This window comes from Chromobacterium sp. ASV23, assembly GCF_016428945.1.
GTDB classification, from domain to species: domain Bacteria; phylum Pseudomonadota; class Gammaproteobacteria; order Burkholderiales; family Chromobacteriaceae; genus Chromobacterium; species Chromobacterium sinusclupearum.
In genome coordinates, this window is sequence record NZ_JAELTR010000001.1 from 140,099 (window position 1) to 154,132 (window position 14,034).

Below are 14,034 nucleotides of genomic sequence, written 5' to 3' on the forward strand. Positions count from 1 at the left end.
ACAAGGGCCGGACGATGCAGTCCGGCCCTTTTTCTTGGCGGATTCAAGTCGGGGAGCCGTCTTCGTCGCCGCTGATGACGGGCGGCGGCGCGAAGCCGTTGATGTCGCGGGCGCTTTTCTCCAGCAGCAGCACGATGGAGGTGTTCAGCGCGCCGAAGGCCCAGCTGATCAGCATGAATACGGAATAGGCCGTCAGCTTGTCGGCGAATAGCGCGTGCCCGTGCAGGGTGAGCTCGGCGGGGTCGAATACGGAGTAGAAGACGACGGTTGCGAGCACGGCGATGATGAATGAGGGCCAGAACAACAGAATGCCTTTTCTCATGTTTGTCTCCATGTGGCGTAAAATCGGCAGGATGACGACGGATAGGGCTTTTTGCTTGTTGATCTTGCCATCATAGGCGATTTGGACGCCGAGTGGCGCAATATCCTGCCGTGCCGGACAGGCGTCGGGCCTGTCGGCGCCGGCCCTGGCCGTGTTAGACTGTTGTTCGACAGCGAACAACGTGCCTTCGAAAGGCAACAACGCAATCCGTTTTTCATGGTCGACTGAAGCGTGTCGGCCCATCTGCAAATTCATGGAGTCTGATATGACCTCTTCGATCTTCGCCGGCGTGGAGCTGGCGCCCCGCGACCCCATTCTCGGTCTGAATGAAGCCTTCAACGCCGACACCCGCAGCACCAAGGTGAATCTTGGCGTGGGCGTCTATTCCAACGATGACGGCAAGATTCCGCTGCTGGCGGCGGTGCAGGCGGCGGAGAAGGCCAGGCTGGAGGCACTGCCCGCGCGCGGCTATCAGCCTATCGAAGGCTCGGCCGCTTATGACGTGGCGGTGCAGAAGCTGCTGTTCGGCGCCGATAGCGAGCTGTTGTCGGCTGGCCGGGTGGTGACGGCTCAGGCACTGGGTGGCACCGGGGCCTTGAAGATAGGCGCGGACTTCCTGAAGCGGCTGAACCCTGCGGCCAAGGTTTACATCAGCGACCCGTCATGGGAGAACCATCGCGCCTTGTTCGAGTCGGCCGGCTTTGAAGTGGAAAACTATCCGTACTACGAGGCGGCGACGCGCGGCGTCGATTTCGCCGCGATGAAGGCGCACCTGGCATCGCTGGCCGCCGGCTCCGTCATTGTGCTGCACGCCTGCTGCCACAATCCGACTGGCGCCGATCTGTCCGCCGCGCAATGGGAAGAAGTAGTGTCCGTTTGCCGCGAGCGCGGCCTGGTGCCGTTCCTGGATATGGCTTATCAAGGTTTCGCCGACGGCATCGACGCCGATGCGCTGGCCGTTCGCCTGTTCGCTGTTTCCGGCCTGCAATTCTTCATCGCCAGCTCCTTCTCCAAGAGCTTCTCGCTGTATGGCGAGCGCGTGGGCGCCTTGTCCATCGTGACCTCCGGCAAGGATGAGTCGGCTCGCGTGCTGTCGCAGCTCAAGCGGGTGATCCGCACCAACTACTCCAATCCGCCTATCCATGGCGCAGCCATTGTGGCGGCGGTGCTGTCCAGTCCGGAACTGCGTCGCCAGTGGGAAGAAGAGCTGGCCGGCATGCGAGACCGCATCCGCGCCATGCGCCTGGCCTTGCTGGAAGCGATCAAGGCGCATGGCGTGGCCGCCGATTTCTCGTTCATCACGGCGCAGCGCGGCATGTTCTCGTACACCGGCCTGACCGCTGCGCAAGTCGAGCGTCTGCGCGAAGAGTTCGGCATCTATGCTGTTTCCACCGGCCGGATCTGCCTGGCCGCGCTGAACAGCAAGAATGTCGATTACGTGGCTGCAGCCATTGCGAAGGTGCTGGCTGACTGACTCCCGAGCGCGCTTGACCGAACTGCCCCGGCGCATGCCGGGGTTTTTCTTTTTTGGGATGAGTGCGACGCATTAAAGCTAATGCTTTAAATTAATGCTAAATAAGTAAGCAATCTTTAACTGTTAAATATCAAATAATCGCAGTTTTGCGCTTGGATAGGCATCGGCACTCGGGGATACTTGCGGTGCCCTGCCGATGTAGTGAAGACATTACATGCCTGCGCGGTTATGGAGCCCGTGATGGCTCATGCGCCGACAGGTGGCTGCAGTTTCGCATGTTCATGTTGTGCCGTGCCGAGGCGGAATGAAATATGTGGTGCAATGCAAGCGTGAAGACCGTGGTGACCACCCGAACTTGCCGGTGGTGGTTCTCGGTGAAGCTTGTTTACGTGTCTTGCCTGCCAGTTTCTTCCCAAGCGCTTCTTTCTCCTTCCTTGACTTTCCCATGCTATCGCTTCAGCAGCCTTGCCGGCCGACTGCTGTGCATGGGGAGCCTTTTGCCATGCCATCTGCCGGAAGTCCTGGCCGCCGGGTGGTGGAAGTCCGCTCTTTGGTACCCAGGCTCGGAGTCACAGCGGTAAAGGTTAGCTCGACGCAATAGGGAGTTACACAATGAAGACTTTTGACAATCTGCCCCTCTCCATCCATGACATCACCGCCGCCAAGGGAAGGCTGCGCGGCCGTGTTTACAAAACTGGCCAGCCGCGCTCCAACTACCTGAGCGAGCAGTGCAAAGGCGAGATTTTCCTCAAGTTCGAGAATATGCAGCGTACCGGATCGTTCAAGATACGCGGAGCATTCAACAAGCTCAGCTCGTTGACGGAAGAGGAAAGGCGACGAGGGGTGGTGGCGTGTTCGGCCGGCAACCATGCGCAAGGCGTATCGCTGTCTTGCGCCATGCTCGGCATAGACGGCAAGGTGGTGATGCCTTGCGGCGCGCCCAAGTCCAAGGTGGCGGCGACGAGTGATTACTCGGCCAAAGTCGTTCTTCATGGCAACAACTTTAACGATACCATCGCCAAGGTCAGCGAGATCGTCGAAATGGAAGGGCGTATTTTCATCCCGCCTTACGACGACATCAAGGTGATTGCGGGGCAGGGCACGATAGGCCTGGAAATTCTGGAAGACCTGTACGACGTGGATAACGTGATTGTGCCGATTGGTGGTGGCGGGCTGATCTCCGGCGTGGCAGTGGCGATCAAGTCCATCAACCCTACGATCAACATCATAGGCGTGCAGGCGGAGAACGTGCACGGCATGGCGTCATCGTATTACTGCGGCAAGATCACCGATCACCGCAACCAAGGCACGCTGGCCGATGGTTGCGATGTGGCCAGGCCGGGCAAGCTGACGTTTGAGATCGTCAAGGATCTCGTCACCGACATCGTGCTGGTCAATGAAGAGGAGATTCGCGCCAGCATGATTGCGCTGATCCAGCGCAACAAGATCATCACGGAAGGGGCTGGCGCGCTGGCTACGGCTGCCTTATTGAGCGGGAAGCTGAAAAATCACATTGAAGGCAGGAAAACCGTGAGCATCATCTCCGGCGGCAATATCGACCTTTCCCGCGTTTCGCAGATACTCGAGCCGGAAACCCTCTACTAAATTCTCAAGGGCGTGTCATCATGAATCCGCAAAACACAATCGCCATCAGCCCTGCCGAGCCCAGTCTCGCCTGGCGCAAAACCGACACCACATGGACGCTGGGCCTGTTTGGCACGGCCATCGGCGCCGGCGTGCTGTTCTTTCCGATCCGCGCCGGTTTCGGCGGCCTCGTTCCTATCCTCATCATGCTGGTGCTGGCTTACCCCATCGCATTTTTCTGCCACCGCGCGCTGGCCAGGCTGTGCCTGTCGGGCAGTAATCCTTCTGGCAACATCACCAGCACGGTGGAAGAGCATTTCGGCAAGACGGGGGGCGTGGTCATCACCTTTTTGTACTTCTTCGCCATCTGTCCGCTGTTATGGATCTATGGGGTCACCATCACCAATACCTTCATGACCTTCTGGGAGAACCAGTTGCAACTGCCTGCGCTCAATCGCGGCCTGGTTGCGCTGGGCCTGCTGTTGCTGATGGCCTTCGTCATCTACTTCGGCAAGGACCTGATGGTGAAAGTCATGAGCTACTTGGTGTGGCCGTTCATAGCCAGCCTGGTGCTGATCTCGCTGTCGCTGATTCCGTATTGGAACAGCGCGGCCATCGAGCAGGTGGATCTGGGCTCTTTGTCCTTGCTGGGGGGCGACGGCATCCTGGTGACAGTCTGGCTGGGCGTCTCCATCATGGTGTTCTCGTTCAATTTTTCGCCTATCGTGTCTTCTTTCGTGGTGTCCAAGCGCGAGGAGTGCGAGGCGGAGTTGGGGCGCGAGCAAACCGAGCGCAAGTGCGCGCAAATCATTTCGCGCGCCAGCATGCTGATGGTGGCGGTCGTGATGTTCTTTGCCTTCAGCTGCCTGTTCACGCTGTCGCCGCAGAACATGGCGGAAGCCAAGGCGCAGAACATTCCGGTGCTGTCTTATCTGGCCAATCACTTCTCAGGCATGGCGGGAGAGCGTTCCGTGTTCGCCGCCATTCTGGAGTATGCGGCGTCGCTGATTGCGCTGGTGGCCATCTTCAAGTCGTTCTTCGGCCATTATCTGGGCACCTTGGAAGGCTTGAACGGCCTGATCGTCAAGTTTGCCTATCACGGCGATGAGGCGAGCGTGCCGGAAAGACGGCTCAATATGATCAGCATGGTGTTCATCATGGGCTCCACCTGGCTGGTGGCTTACGTCAACCCCAACATCCTGGATCTCATCGAGGCCATGGGCGCACCCATCATCGCCTCGCTGCTATGCCTGCTGCCGATGTACGCCATCCGCAAAGTGCCGGCGTTGGCGACATACAGGGGGCGTGTGGACAATGTTTTCGTCACGGCCATTGGTTTGCTGACCATTCTCAACATTGCCTACAAATTGTTCTGAGCCGAATTGCCACCGCGCAGGTGGGCGAGTGGAATGAAGGCCTCGGCATGCCGGGGCTTTGTCAATTGAGTGCATGCGAAAAGTAAACGTAATGGATTTTTATGTGAATTTATATTTTATTCGTCATTTTGTTGGGATTGGTGTGACATGGACAGCCACGCTGTGAGTGTCCAAAAGTACAGTTCTAATCCCTTGAGTATGGGTTTTCCCTAGGTGGGCATTGTCTCGGCAGGCAATTGTCCGCATGATGAGGGTAGACATCAGTGAATGTCGGATTGCTGAGCCTGGGCCACAAGCCTTGCGCGATGCGGTCACAATAATCCAATAGCTTGTTTATGAGGGGGAACCCTCGGGGTAGAGCCATGACTACAACTTTTCCTGAAGTGTTGGTGCTGCAGGCTTTGACTGCAGGTGCTTTTGATGCGGACGATGCCGATGTCCGCAACAACTTGGGGCTGCTGGGACTGCTGGATGTGTGTTCCCGCGATGGCCGCTTCCGTTTGACTGTGTCGTTGGAGCCGGTGGACCCGGATGCGCCGTCGACGCAGTGGAATCTGGAGGCGGAGATGGAAGTGTGCGCGGATGGCGCGGTGGCGCGGCAGGGTGGGCGTCAGCTTGAATACATCGGCACCAAGCCGGGCAATTATTTGCGCGAGCTGCTGGCTGCCGGCGAGCTGGGTGACTACCTGGTGCCGGGGGCGGCTCAGGCGGCCTGACGCATGCGGTAAAGCATAAGCAACAAAGCCACCCCAGGGTGGCTTTGTTGCTTTGGTCATGACGTTTTTTGCGTAGTGTGTCTTTCGTACAAAGACCGGAAGGCATGCATGTATTCCGGCTGCACATAAGGCTTGAGCAGGGCTAGCACCTGCAGGACGCCGCGGTGGCCGGACTCCTCGGTGATGGGCGCCTTGGGGCGGGATGTCTGCTCGAAGGCGAACCAGAATTTCACTACCAGCCAGATATTGATGCTGACCGCCTCGATATCCTCTTCATCCATTTTCAACAGTCCAAGCCGGATGAATTCGCGGAAGTGTTCGCCCAGTATGTTCTTCAGCTCGGTGTTGACGAACTGGTGGTACTCCGACTGCATCTGCGGATTGCGCGCCAGCAGGCCCGGCAAATCGTAGAACATGAAGCGGAACTGCCACATCGCCAGGAAGGCGGTGTCCAGATAGTTCACCAGATCGTCGACCGTCATTTTGCGGTCTTCCGGCACGGCCAGGCGCTGGTTGATGAACTCCCTGTACATTATGAAAATCTGATATACGATTTCCTCTTTGTTGCGGAAATGGTAATACAAATTGCCCGGGCTGATGCCCAGGTGGGCTGCGATATGGTTGGTGGTGATGCTGCGCTCGCCCTGTTCATTAAACAGCTTGAGGCTTTCCTGGATGATGCGGTCGTAGGTTTTGATTCTGGTTTTACTCATGAGGCACCGGCTGGTGAGGGCTTCGCGTAGCGCAATTGTATACGATGTTTGGAGTTCTTGCTCTATTTCTTAGTCGGCGGCTGCGGGGTAGCAGTCAGCCATGAACTGATGCAGGACGGCCTGTTCGATACGTTGCCTTTCGCGGGCGGGGATGGCGATGCGCAAGATCAACTGATAGCGCTTTTCGTCGACTGGCTGAATGGAAATGCGCGGCTCCACCGATGGGATGTCGACCAGGTAACGTTTGGCCATTTCTTCCATGTGCTGGCGCGCCAATTCCATATGCGCCAGGCAGGTGTTTTCCGCGGCCGCCATCAGCAGGCGCTCGGCCTGAGCTGGCGGCACAGTGTAGGCGAGCGGCACATTGATGATGTGCATCACGTATTCGCCCATATAGTTTTCCCGTATCACCGGCGTGGACAGCAGCAGACTATTGGGGAAGGTGAGGGCGCGGCCGGTCATTTGGTGCGAACTGTGATTGGGGCCGATTTCCATCACGGTGGTCGACAGCAGGCCGATGTCGACCACGCGTCCGCGCACCGTGCCGATCTCGATATGATCGCCCAGGCTGTAGCTGTCCGACATCTGGCGGACGACGCCGCCAGAGATGCACATGATCAATTCCTTGGTGGCCAGGATCAGCGCCGCGGCGAAGGCCAGCATGGAGACGGCCAGCGTCTGCAGCTCATTGGCCCAGATGAAGCCTATGCCGGCTAGTCCCGCCAGGAATAGGCCGTTTCGGGTGTTGACCGACCAGCGGCGGCGCTCCTCGACCGGCACGCCCTGATTCGCCGCCAGGAGCCGGTCGACTACGATGCGGATGATCAGCAGCGTCAGAATCAGCAGCAGCGAGCGGGTAATCTCGTGCGAGTAGTTTTCCCGCAGGAAGGCGATCAGATCGAGGAAGGTGCGCATGGGCTGCTTAGTCGTTCAGCTTGACGGCGTGCTCGCGCGTCTCGTGGAACACGATGTCCGGCCAGCGTTCCTGCGTCAGCTGCAGATTGACGCGGTTGGGCGCCAGATAGGCCAGGTTGCCGCCAGCATCCGTGGCAATGTTCATCTGCAGCGTCTTGACGAATTCATCCAGCTTCTTGCGGTCGTCGCAGGTGAACCAGCGCGCCGACCAGATGCTGGCCGATTCAAAAATCGCGTCCACGCCGTATTCGGCGGCCAGGCGGCTGGCTACCACTTCGAACTGCAGCACGCCGACCGCGCCCAGGATCAAATCGCCGCCGCTGTGCGGCTTGAATACCTGCACCGCGCCTTCCTCGCCCAACTGCTGAAGGCCTTTTTGCAGCTGTTTCAGCTTCAGCGGGTTCTTGATGCGCACCGAGCGGAACATTTCCGGCGCAAAGAACGGAATGCCGGTGAAAGCCAGCTCTTCGCCTTCGGAGAAGCTGTCGCCGATTTGGATATTGCCGTGGTTGGGGATGCCGATGATGTCGCCGGCAAACGCTTCTTCCACGATCTCGCGGTCGTGCGACATGAAGGTCACCACCGAGCTGGCGGAGATTTCACGGTTCAGGCGCAGATGCTTCATCTTCATGCCGCGTTCGAACTGGCCGGAGCAGACACGCAGGAAGGCGATGCGGTCGCGGTGCTTCGGGTCCATATTGGCTTGAATCTTGAACACGAAGCCGGAGAACTTGGCTTCCGTCGGGTCCACGCTGCGCACGGTGGCGTCGCGCTGTTGCGGGGCCGGCGCCCAGTCGATCAGCGCGTTGAGGATCTCGCGAACGCCGAAGTTGTTGATGGCGGAGCCGAAGAAGACTGGAGTCAGCTCGCCGGCCAGGAATTCGTCCAGATTCCACTCGTTGGACGCGCCCTTGACCAGTTCGATCTCCATGCGCAGCTGTTCCATTTCCAGCGGGAACAGTTCGTCCAGGCGCGGGTTGTCTATGCCTTGGATCACTTCGATGTCGGATACCAGCTTCTCGGTGCCGGCTTCGAACAGGATCACCGCGTCGTTCAACAGGCTGTACACGCCGCGGAAGGTCTTGCCCATGCCGATCGGCCAGGTGATGGGCGAGCAGCGGATCTTCAGCACGTTTTCCACTTCGTCCAGCAGTTCCAGGCTGTCGCGGACTTCGCGGTCGCACTTGTTCATGAAGGTGACGATGGGGGTGTTGCGCAGGCGGCAGACATTCAGCAGCTTGATGGTCTGCTCTTCTACGCCCTTGGCCGCGTCGATCACCATCAGCGCGCTGTCCACGGCGGTCAGCACGCGATAGGTGTCTTCGGAGAAGTCCTGGTGGCCCGGGGTGTCCAGCAGGTTGACCGTGTGCTCGCGGTAGTCGAATTGCATCACCGACGACGCCACCGAAATTCCGCGCTGTTTTTCGATCTCCATCCAGTCGGAGGTGGCGAACTTGCCGCCCTTCTTGCCCTTCACGGTGCCTGCCATCTGGATGGCGCCGGAGAACAGCAGCAGTTTTTCCGTCAGCGTGGTTTTACCGGCGTCGGGGTGGGAAATGATGGCGAAGGTGCGGCGGTGCGCAACTTCTTCGGCGATGCGGGCGAGTTCGACGGACATGGGGTGACTTGCTTGGAATTCGATAAAGCCGACTATTTTACCGGACTTGCCGCCCCACGGAAATCCTGTTGTCGCGGCTTTTTCGGCGGATTTCAGGCTGCGAATATGGCGACGGCCTGCGCGATAGCGGGGTACAATGACGGTACTTAAGCAGATTGAAGGAGCGTTCCGTGTTCACCGGCATTGTCCAGGGCGTGGCCGAAGTGGTCGCCATCGAAGAAAAGCAGGATTTCCGGACCCACATCGTACGTTTGCCGCAGGCCATGCTGCCGGGCTTGCAATTGGGGGCCTCGGTGGCGCACAACGGTTGCTGTCTCACCGTCACCCGCGTTGACGGCGATCGGGTTCACTTCGATCTGATGCAGGAAACGCTGCGCGTCACCAATCTGGGCGCGCTGAAGGTGGGCGACGGGGTCAATGTCGAGCGCGCGGCGCGTTTTGGCGACGATATTGGTGGTCACGCGATGTCCGGCCATGTGATGGGGCTGGCTACGGTGGTGGAGGTGATCGAATCGCCGAACAACCGCACCGTGTGGTTCGCGCTGCCGGCCGGCCTGGAAAAATACGTGTTCACCAAGGGCTATATCGGCATCGACGGCATCAGCCTCACCATAGGCGCGGTTGAAAACCGCCGCTTCTGCGTCCATCTGATCCCGGAAACGCTGACCCGCACCAATATTGCCGGCCGGGCGCCGGGCGACCAGATCAATATCGAGATCGATCCGCAAACCCAGGCCATCGTCGACACCGTGGAGCGGGTGCTGGCGCAGCGCGGAGACGCGGTGTGATGCTGGCCGGCGAGCCGGCGCTGGCTTCTTGGAGCGGCGGCAAGGACAGCTGCCTCGCGCTGTGGCGCGCGGTGCGGCTGGGCGTCAAGCCCGTCCTGCTGTTGACCATGTGCGATGAAAGCGGAGAACGCTCGCGTTCGCATGGCGTGCGGCCGGAAGTGCTGGCGATGCAGGCGGAGGCGCTGGGTTTGCCGCAGCGCCTGGGGCGGGCGAGCTGGGGCGATTATCGCGAGGTCTTCGTCGAGGCCTTGCGCCGCGCCGCCGATGACGGCGTCAGGCTGGCGGTGTTTGGCGACATCGACCTCGACGCGCATCGCGAATGGGAAGAGCAAGTCTGCCTTGAGGCCGGCTTGCGCGCTTTTTTGCCGCTATGGCAACAGAAGCGGGCCGACCTGGCGCGCGAATTCGTCGCCGCCGGCTTTGTCGCCCGCATCGTGATGGTCAATACGGCATTGGCGGATGAAAAATGGCTGGGCCGCGTGTTCGACGCGGCCCTGATTGAAGAAATGCTGGCCGAGGGCGTCGATCCCTGCGGCGAAGCGGGCGAGTTCCACACACTGGTGGTGGATGGCCCGCTGTTCAATCGGCCGCTGGCGCTGCGCGACGGCGAAGTGGCGAAGCTCGGCGAATACCGGGCGCTGGATCTGCTGCCTGCGTAGAACGGGCGAACCGACAAAGGAAGAGAGCATGGCCATATCCCCGATTCAAGACATCATCGCCGACATCAAAGCCGGCAAGATGGTGGTGCTGATGGACGCGGAAGACCGCGAGAACGAAGGCGACCTGGTGATGGCGGCGGAGTATGTCACGCCGGAGGCGATCAATTTCATGGCCAAGCATGGCCGCGGCCTGATCTGCCTGACGCTGAGCGAGGAACGCTGCAAGCTGCTGAACCTGCCCATGATGACCGGCAACAACGGCACCAGTTTCGGCACCAACTTCACCGTGTCCATCGAGGCGGCCGAAGGCGTCACCACAGGCATCTCCGCCGCCGATCGCGCCCATACCATCAAGACCGCCGTGGCCCGGCTGGCCAAGGCCAGCGACCTGGTGCAGCCGGGCCACGTGTTCCCGCTGAAGGCGCAGAACGGCGGCGTGCTGGTGCGCGCCGGCCATACCGAGGCCGGCTGTGATCTGGCGATGCTGGCCGGCGCCGAGCCTGCCGGCGTGATCTGCGAAATCATGAATGACGACGGCACCATGGCGCGTCTGCCGGAGCTGTTGAAGTTCGCAGAGGAGCATGGCTTGAAGATCGGCACCATCGCCGACCTGATCCAGTACCGCAGCCGCACCGAATCGCTGGTGGAGAAGGTCGGCCAGCGCGAGGTCGATACCCCGTTCGGCTGTTTCGATCTGCACGTGTTCCGCGACATCACCACCTCGGCCACCCATCTGGCGCTGAGCAAGGGCAAGATCAGCGCGGATCATGACACTCTGGTGCGCGTGCACGAGCCGCTGTCGGTGATCGATATGCTGGCCCCGCTGTGCAGCCATCACTCGTGGACGCTGCCCAATGCGCTGGAAACCATAGAGGAAGAGGGACGCGGCGTGGTGGTGCTGTTGTACCGCGACGAAACCGGCGCCGACCTGGCGCAGCGCGCCTTGGGCCAGGAGCCGCCGCGGCAGAAGTGGGACAGCAAGACTTTCGGCATCGGCGCGCAAATGCTGAAGGCGCTGGGCGTCGGCAAGATGCGGCTGATGTCCAGCCCGGTCAGCCTGCCGTCGATGACCGGTTTTGAGCTGGAAGTGACCAGTTTCTGCCAGCCGCACCATTTTCATGTCGATGGCGAGGGCGGTCCGGGCGTGGCTTAATTGCCGCGCTTGCGCTACAATTGCCGGCTTTCCTTAGTGTTTTCGCCGCGAGGACTTTCCGATGCTTGAAGCTATCCAGCGTATTGAACCCAATCTGTCCGGCAAGGGCCTGAAAATCGGCATCGTGATGGCGCGTTTCAACACGCCGGTGTGCCACGGCCTGCGCGACGCCTGCCTGTCCGAACTGAGCAAGCTGGGCGTGGCCGAGCAGGACATCACCCTGGCTACCGTGCCGGGCGCGCTGGAAGTGCCGCTGGTGCTGCAGACCATGGCCAAGACCGGCCGCTTTGACGCGCTGGTGGCGCTGGGCGCGGTGATCCGCGGCGAAACCTATCATTTTGAACTGGTATCGAACGAATCCGGCGCCGGCGTCACCCGCGTCGGTCTGGATTTCGACATCCCGGTAGCCAATGCCATCCTGACCACCGAGACCGACGAGCAGGCGGAAGTCCGCATGCAGGAAAAGGGCGGCGACGCCGCCCGCGTCGCGGTGGAGATGGCCAATCTGCACAAGACGCTGCGCGGCTGAGTCAGTCGCCGCCAGCCATCACAGGGAGGCGCATCGCGCGCTTCCCTTGTTCTTTCCAAGGAATCGCCACCATGAAAACCGCTCGCCGCCGCGCACGCGAATTCGCCGTGCAAGGCATCTACGAATGGGAGCTGAATCCGGATCGCCCGGCTTCGCTGATCGAAAAACACCTGCGCGAGAACGAATACTTCGTCAAGGCCGACGAGGCGCTGTTTCGCGGCATCCTGTACGGCGTGTTGAAGGATGTGGAAACGCTGTCTGCACAGGTCAGCCGCTACTACGAACGCGCCGACGACGAAGTCAGCCCGGTGGAGCGCGCCGTGCTGCTGATGGCCGCGCTGGAATTGACGCAAAGCCCGGAAACGCCGTATCCGGTGATCATCAATGAAGCCATCGAAATCACCAAGACCTTTGGCGGCACCGATGGCCACAAATTCGTCAATGGCGTGCTGGACAAGCTGGCCGCCGATGTGCGCGGCGACGAAGTGCTGGCGCAGAAGCAGCGCCGCAAACAGGACTGAGCGTAGCGCCTCGCGGCGTGCCGCCATCGACGACACCCGCCGCAGGCGGGTGTTTTTGCGTGAGGGGCCATGAACGAGTTTGAACTGATAGGCCGTTATTTCAAGCGGCCGGCGCCATCGGCGCTATTGGGTGTCGGCGACGACGCCGCCATCGTGCGGCCGACGCCGGGCCATGATCTGCACATGTCGGTGGACATGCTGGTGGAGGGACGGCATTTCTTCGCCGACGTCGCGCCGCGCGCGCTGGGCCACAAGGCGCTGGCGGTCAATCTGTCCGATCTGGCGGCAATGGGCGCGCGCCCGCGCTGGGCTTTGCTGTCTCTGGCGCTGCCCAAGGCCGATGAGGCCTGGGTGGCCGAGTTCGCCGCCGGCTTCCTGGCGCTGGCCGACGCGCATGGCGTGGAGCTGATAGGCGGCGACACCACCTGCGGTCCGTTGACGCTGTCGGTCACGATATTGGGCGAGGCGCCTGCCGGCCAGGCCTTGCGCCGCGCCGCCGCGCAGTCGGGCGACGACATCTGGGTCTCCGGCGAATTGGGCTTGGGCGCCTTGTCGGTGCGGCAGCGCTTGGGGTGGCTGAATGTAAACGACGCGGAACTGTTGGCCGCCGCCCGTTACAAACTCGAATACCCCGAGCCGCGTTTGGCGCTGGGCGCGTCGCTGTTGCCGCTGGCGCATGCCGCGGCCGACGTGTCCGATGGCTTGATGGCCGACTTGGGGCATATTCTGGACGAATCGGCCGTCGCGGCCGAGGTCTGGGCCGATGCGCTGCCGTCGCATCCTGCGCTGGAAGCGCGGCGCGGCGAGTTTCTGGCCTGCCTGGCGGCCGGCGGCGACGATTACGAACTGGTATTCACTGCAGAGCCTGCCAAGCGCGCCGCCATTGAAGCGGCCGCAGCGGCGTGCGGCTGCCGCGTCAGCCGCATCGGCCGGATTGTGGCGGGGAAGGGCGCGCGGCTGTTGGATTCGGCCGACGTGGAAATCAAATTGGACAAGGATGGTTATGACCACTTCGGCTGAAACGCTGAAAATTACGCCAGACTGGCGTTTTCTGCTGCGCAATCCGGCCCACTTGCTGGCTTTCGGCTTTGGCAGCGGCCTGATGCGCAAGGCGCCCGGCACGTGGGGCACGCTGGTGGCTTATCCCCTGTTCTTTCCGCTGCACGCCTTGGGTGTCGGCGGCTGGACGCTGGCGGCGTTGTGCCTGCCGCTGTTTCTGATCGGCGTCTACGTTTGCGATGTCACCGGCAAGGCGCTGGGCGTGCATGACTACGGCGGCATCGTTTGGGACGAAGTGGTGGGCATGCTGCTGGTGCTGGCCTTTGCGCCGGCCACCTGGGCGGGCTGGTTGCTGGCTTTCGCGCTGTTCCGGCTATTCGACATCGTCAAGCCATGGCCGATCCGCTGGTTTGATCAGCGTGTTGGCGGCGGTTTCGGCGTGATGATCGATGATGTGATCGCGGCCTTGTTCGCGATTGCCGTGCAGGCGCTGATCTGGCGCTGATCTGGCGCTGGGTTAGGCATGCCCGCTGCCGCCGCGCCAGTAAAACCGTTACAATTCGGACATAAAGTGACAGACGGCTTGACGGATGAATCCCATCATCAGGCTGCCATGAATAATACTGCCGCGCGCCTGGCGCGGGCGGATTCGATTCGGGGTTTGCGA

15 protein-coding genes are annotated in these 14,034 nt (G+C 60.9%); 11 read left to right on the forward strand and 4 right to left on the reverse strand.

The window, feature by feature from the left end:
- Positions 1–43: 43 nt before the first annotated feature.
- A complete protein-coding gene (locus JHD59_RS22710; protein WP_233163819.1) occupies positions 44–577 on the reverse strand; it encodes a hypothetical protein in 534 nt (177 codons plus the stop codon).
- Positions 578–587: 10 nt separating this feature from the next.
- Here JHD59_RS22710 and JHD59_RS00720 point away from each other — a divergent pair, with 10 nt between their 5' ends.
- From JHD59_RS00720 to JHD59_RS00735, 4 genes are all read left to right on the forward strand, one after another.
- Positions 588–1,796 carry an amino acid aminotransferase gene (locus JHD59_RS00720; RefSeq protein WP_199152757.1) on the forward strand — a complete coding sequence of 403 codons (1,209 nt, stop codon included), beginning with the start codon at positions 588–590 and terminating at the stop codon, positions 1,794–1,796.
- A 612-nt stretch (positions 1,797–2,408) separates the two neighbouring features.
- The gene (tdcB, locus tag JHD59_RS00725) at positions 2,409–3,401 is read left to right on the forward strand and encodes a bifunctional threonine ammonia-lyase/L-serine ammonia-lyase TdcB (RefSeq protein WP_199152758.1); all 993 of its coding nucleotides are present in this window, start codon (positions 2,409–2,411) and stop codon (positions 3,399–3,401) included.
- Between the two features lie 20 nt (positions 3,402–3,421).
- Positions 3,422–4,756, forward strand: coding sequence for a threonine/serine transporter TdcC (gene tdcC, locus JHD59_RS00730; RefSeq protein ID WP_199152759.1), 1,335 nt, complete (start codon positions 3,422–3,424; stop codon positions 4,754–4,756).
- A 362-nt stretch (positions 4,757–5,118) separates the two neighbouring features.
- On the forward strand, positions 5,119–5,472 hold the full coding sequence (locus JHD59_RS00735) for a hypothetical protein (RefSeq protein WP_146042158.1): 354 nt from the start codon (positions 5,119–5,121) through the stop codon (positions 5,470–5,472).
- Between the two features lie 56 nt (positions 5,473–5,528).
- Here JHD59_RS00735 and JHD59_RS00740 read toward each other — a convergent pair whose 3' ends face one another.
- From JHD59_RS00740 to JHD59_RS00750, 3 genes are all read right to left on the reverse strand, one after another.
- The gene (locus tag JHD59_RS00740) at positions 5,529–6,185 is read right to left on the reverse strand and encodes a TetR/AcrR family transcriptional regulator (RefSeq protein WP_199152760.1); all 657 of its coding nucleotides are present in this window, start codon (positions 6,183–6,185) and stop codon (positions 5,529–5,531) included.
- Positions 6,186–6,254: 69 nt separating this feature from the next.
- Positions 6,255–7,100: a mechanosensitive ion channel family protein gene (locus JHD59_RS00745; protein ID WP_199152761.1), complete on the reverse strand. Its 846-nt coding sequence runs from the start codon at positions 7,098–7,100 to the stop codon at positions 6,255–6,257.
- 7 nt (positions 7,101–7,107) lie between these two features.
- Entirely contained in the window at positions 7,108–8,718 is a 1,611-nt protein-coding gene (locus JHD59_RS00750; protein WP_199152762.1) for a peptide chain release factor 3, read from the reverse strand.
- A 170-nt stretch (positions 8,719–8,888) separates the two neighbouring features.
- Here JHD59_RS00750 and JHD59_RS00755 point away from each other — a divergent pair, with 170 nt between their 5' ends.
- The 7 genes from JHD59_RS00755 (at position 8,889) to JHD59_RS00785 (ending at position 13,872) form a co-directional block, all read left to right on the forward strand.
- The gene (locus JHD59_RS00755) at positions 8,889–9,506 is read left to right on the forward strand and encodes a riboflavin synthase subunit alpha (RefSeq protein ID WP_199152763.1); all 618 of its coding nucleotides are present in this window, start codon (positions 8,889–8,891) and stop codon (positions 9,504–9,506) included.
- Entirely contained in the window at positions 9,506–10,165 is a 660-nt protein-coding gene (locus tag JHD59_RS00760) for a diphthine--ammonia ligase (RefSeq protein WP_233163826.1), read from the forward strand. The genes JHD59_RS00755 and JHD59_RS00760 overlap by 1 nt, the downstream gene beginning before the upstream one ends.
- A gap of 28 nt (positions 10,166–10,193) precedes the next feature.
- Positions 10,194–11,318 (forward strand): bifunctional 3,4-dihydroxy-2-butanone-4-phosphate synthase/GTP cyclohydrolase II, encoded by a 1,125-nt coding sequence (gene ribBA, locus JHD59_RS00765; RefSeq protein ID WP_199152764.1) that lies wholly within the window; start codon positions 10,194–10,196, stop codon positions 11,316–11,318.
- 61 nt (positions 11,319–11,379) lie between these two features.
- Positions 11,380–11,847 (forward strand): 6,7-dimethyl-8-ribityllumazine synthase, encoded by a 468-nt coding sequence (gene ribH / locus JHD59_RS00770; protein ID WP_199152765.1) that lies wholly within the window; start codon positions 11,380–11,382, stop codon positions 11,845–11,847.
- Positions 11,848–11,918: 71 nt separating this feature from the next.
- Complete coding sequence (gene nusB / locus JHD59_RS00775; protein ID WP_043625360.1) at positions 11,919–12,368, forward strand: transcription antitermination factor NusB; 450 nt, start codon at positions 11,919–11,921, stop codon at positions 12,366–12,368.
- Between the two features lie 69 nt (positions 12,369–12,437).
- Positions 12,438–13,388 carry a thiamine-phosphate kinase gene (gene thiL / locus JHD59_RS00780; protein WP_199152766.1) on the forward strand — a complete coding sequence of 317 codons (951 nt, stop codon included), beginning with the start codon at positions 12,438–12,440 and terminating at the stop codon, positions 13,386–13,388.
- The gene (locus JHD59_RS00785; RefSeq protein ID WP_199152767.1) at positions 13,372–13,872 is read left to right on the forward strand and encodes a phosphatidylglycerophosphatase A; all 501 of its coding nucleotides are present in this window, start codon (positions 13,372–13,374) and stop codon (positions 13,870–13,872) included. The genes thiL and JHD59_RS00785 overlap by 17 nt, the downstream gene beginning before the upstream one ends.
- The last annotated feature ends 162 nt before the right edge of the window (positions 13,873–14,034 follow it).

Excerpts from the sequence above, each read along its gene's own strand:
- JHD59_RS22710 (WP_233163819.1), bottom strand. The coding sequence starts at position 577 with ATGAATTTGCAGATGGGCCGACACGCTTCAGTCGACCATGAAAAACGG.
- JHD59_RS00720 (WP_199152757.1), top strand. The coding sequence starts at position 588 with ATGACCTCTTCGATCTTCGCCGGCGTGGAGCTGGCGCCCCGCGACCCC.
- tdcB (WP_199152758.1), top strand. The coding sequence starts at position 2,409 with ATGAAGACTTTTGACAATCTGCCCCTCTCCATCCATGACATCACCGCC.
- tdcC (WP_199152759.1), top strand. The coding sequence starts at position 3,422 with ATGAATCCGCAAAACACAATCGCCATCAGCCCTGCCGAGCCCAGTCTC.
- JHD59_RS00735 (WP_146042158.1), top strand. The coding sequence starts at position 5,119 with ATGACTACAACTTTTCCTGAAGTGTTGGTGCTGCAGGCTTTGACTGCA.
- JHD59_RS00740 (WP_199152760.1), bottom strand. The coding sequence starts at position 6,185 with ATGAGTAAAACCAGAATCAAAACCTACGACCGCATCATCCAGGAAAGC.
- JHD59_RS00745 (WP_199152761.1), bottom strand. The coding sequence starts at position 7,100 with ATGCGCACCTTCCTCGATCTGATCGCCTTCCTGCGGGAAAACTACTCG.
- JHD59_RS00750 (WP_199152762.1), bottom strand. The coding sequence starts at position 8,718 with ATGTCCGTCGAACTCGCCCGCATCGCCGAAGAAGTTGCGCACCGCCGC.
- JHD59_RS00760 (WP_233163826.1), top strand. The coding sequence starts at position 9,506 with ATGCTGGCCGGCGAGCCGGCGCTGGCTTCTTGGAGCGGCGGCAAGGAC.
- ribBA (WP_199152764.1), top strand. The coding sequence starts at position 10,194 with ATGGCCATATCCCCGATTCAAGACATCATCGCCGACATCAAAGCCGGC.
- ribH (WP_199152765.1), top strand. The coding sequence starts at position 11,380 with ATGCTTGAAGCTATCCAGCGTATTGAACCCAATCTGTCCGGCAAGGGC.
- nusB (WP_043625360.1), top strand. The coding sequence starts at position 11,919 with ATGAAAACCGCTCGCCGCCGCGCACGCGAATTCGCCGTGCAAGGCATC.
- thiL (WP_199152766.1), top strand. The coding sequence starts at position 12,438 with ATGAACGAGTTTGAACTGATAGGCCGTTATTTCAAGCGGCCGGCGCCA.
- JHD59_RS00785 (WP_199152767.1), top strand. The coding sequence starts at position 13,372 with ATGACCACTTCGGCTGAAACGCTGAAAATTACGCCAGACTGGCGTTTT.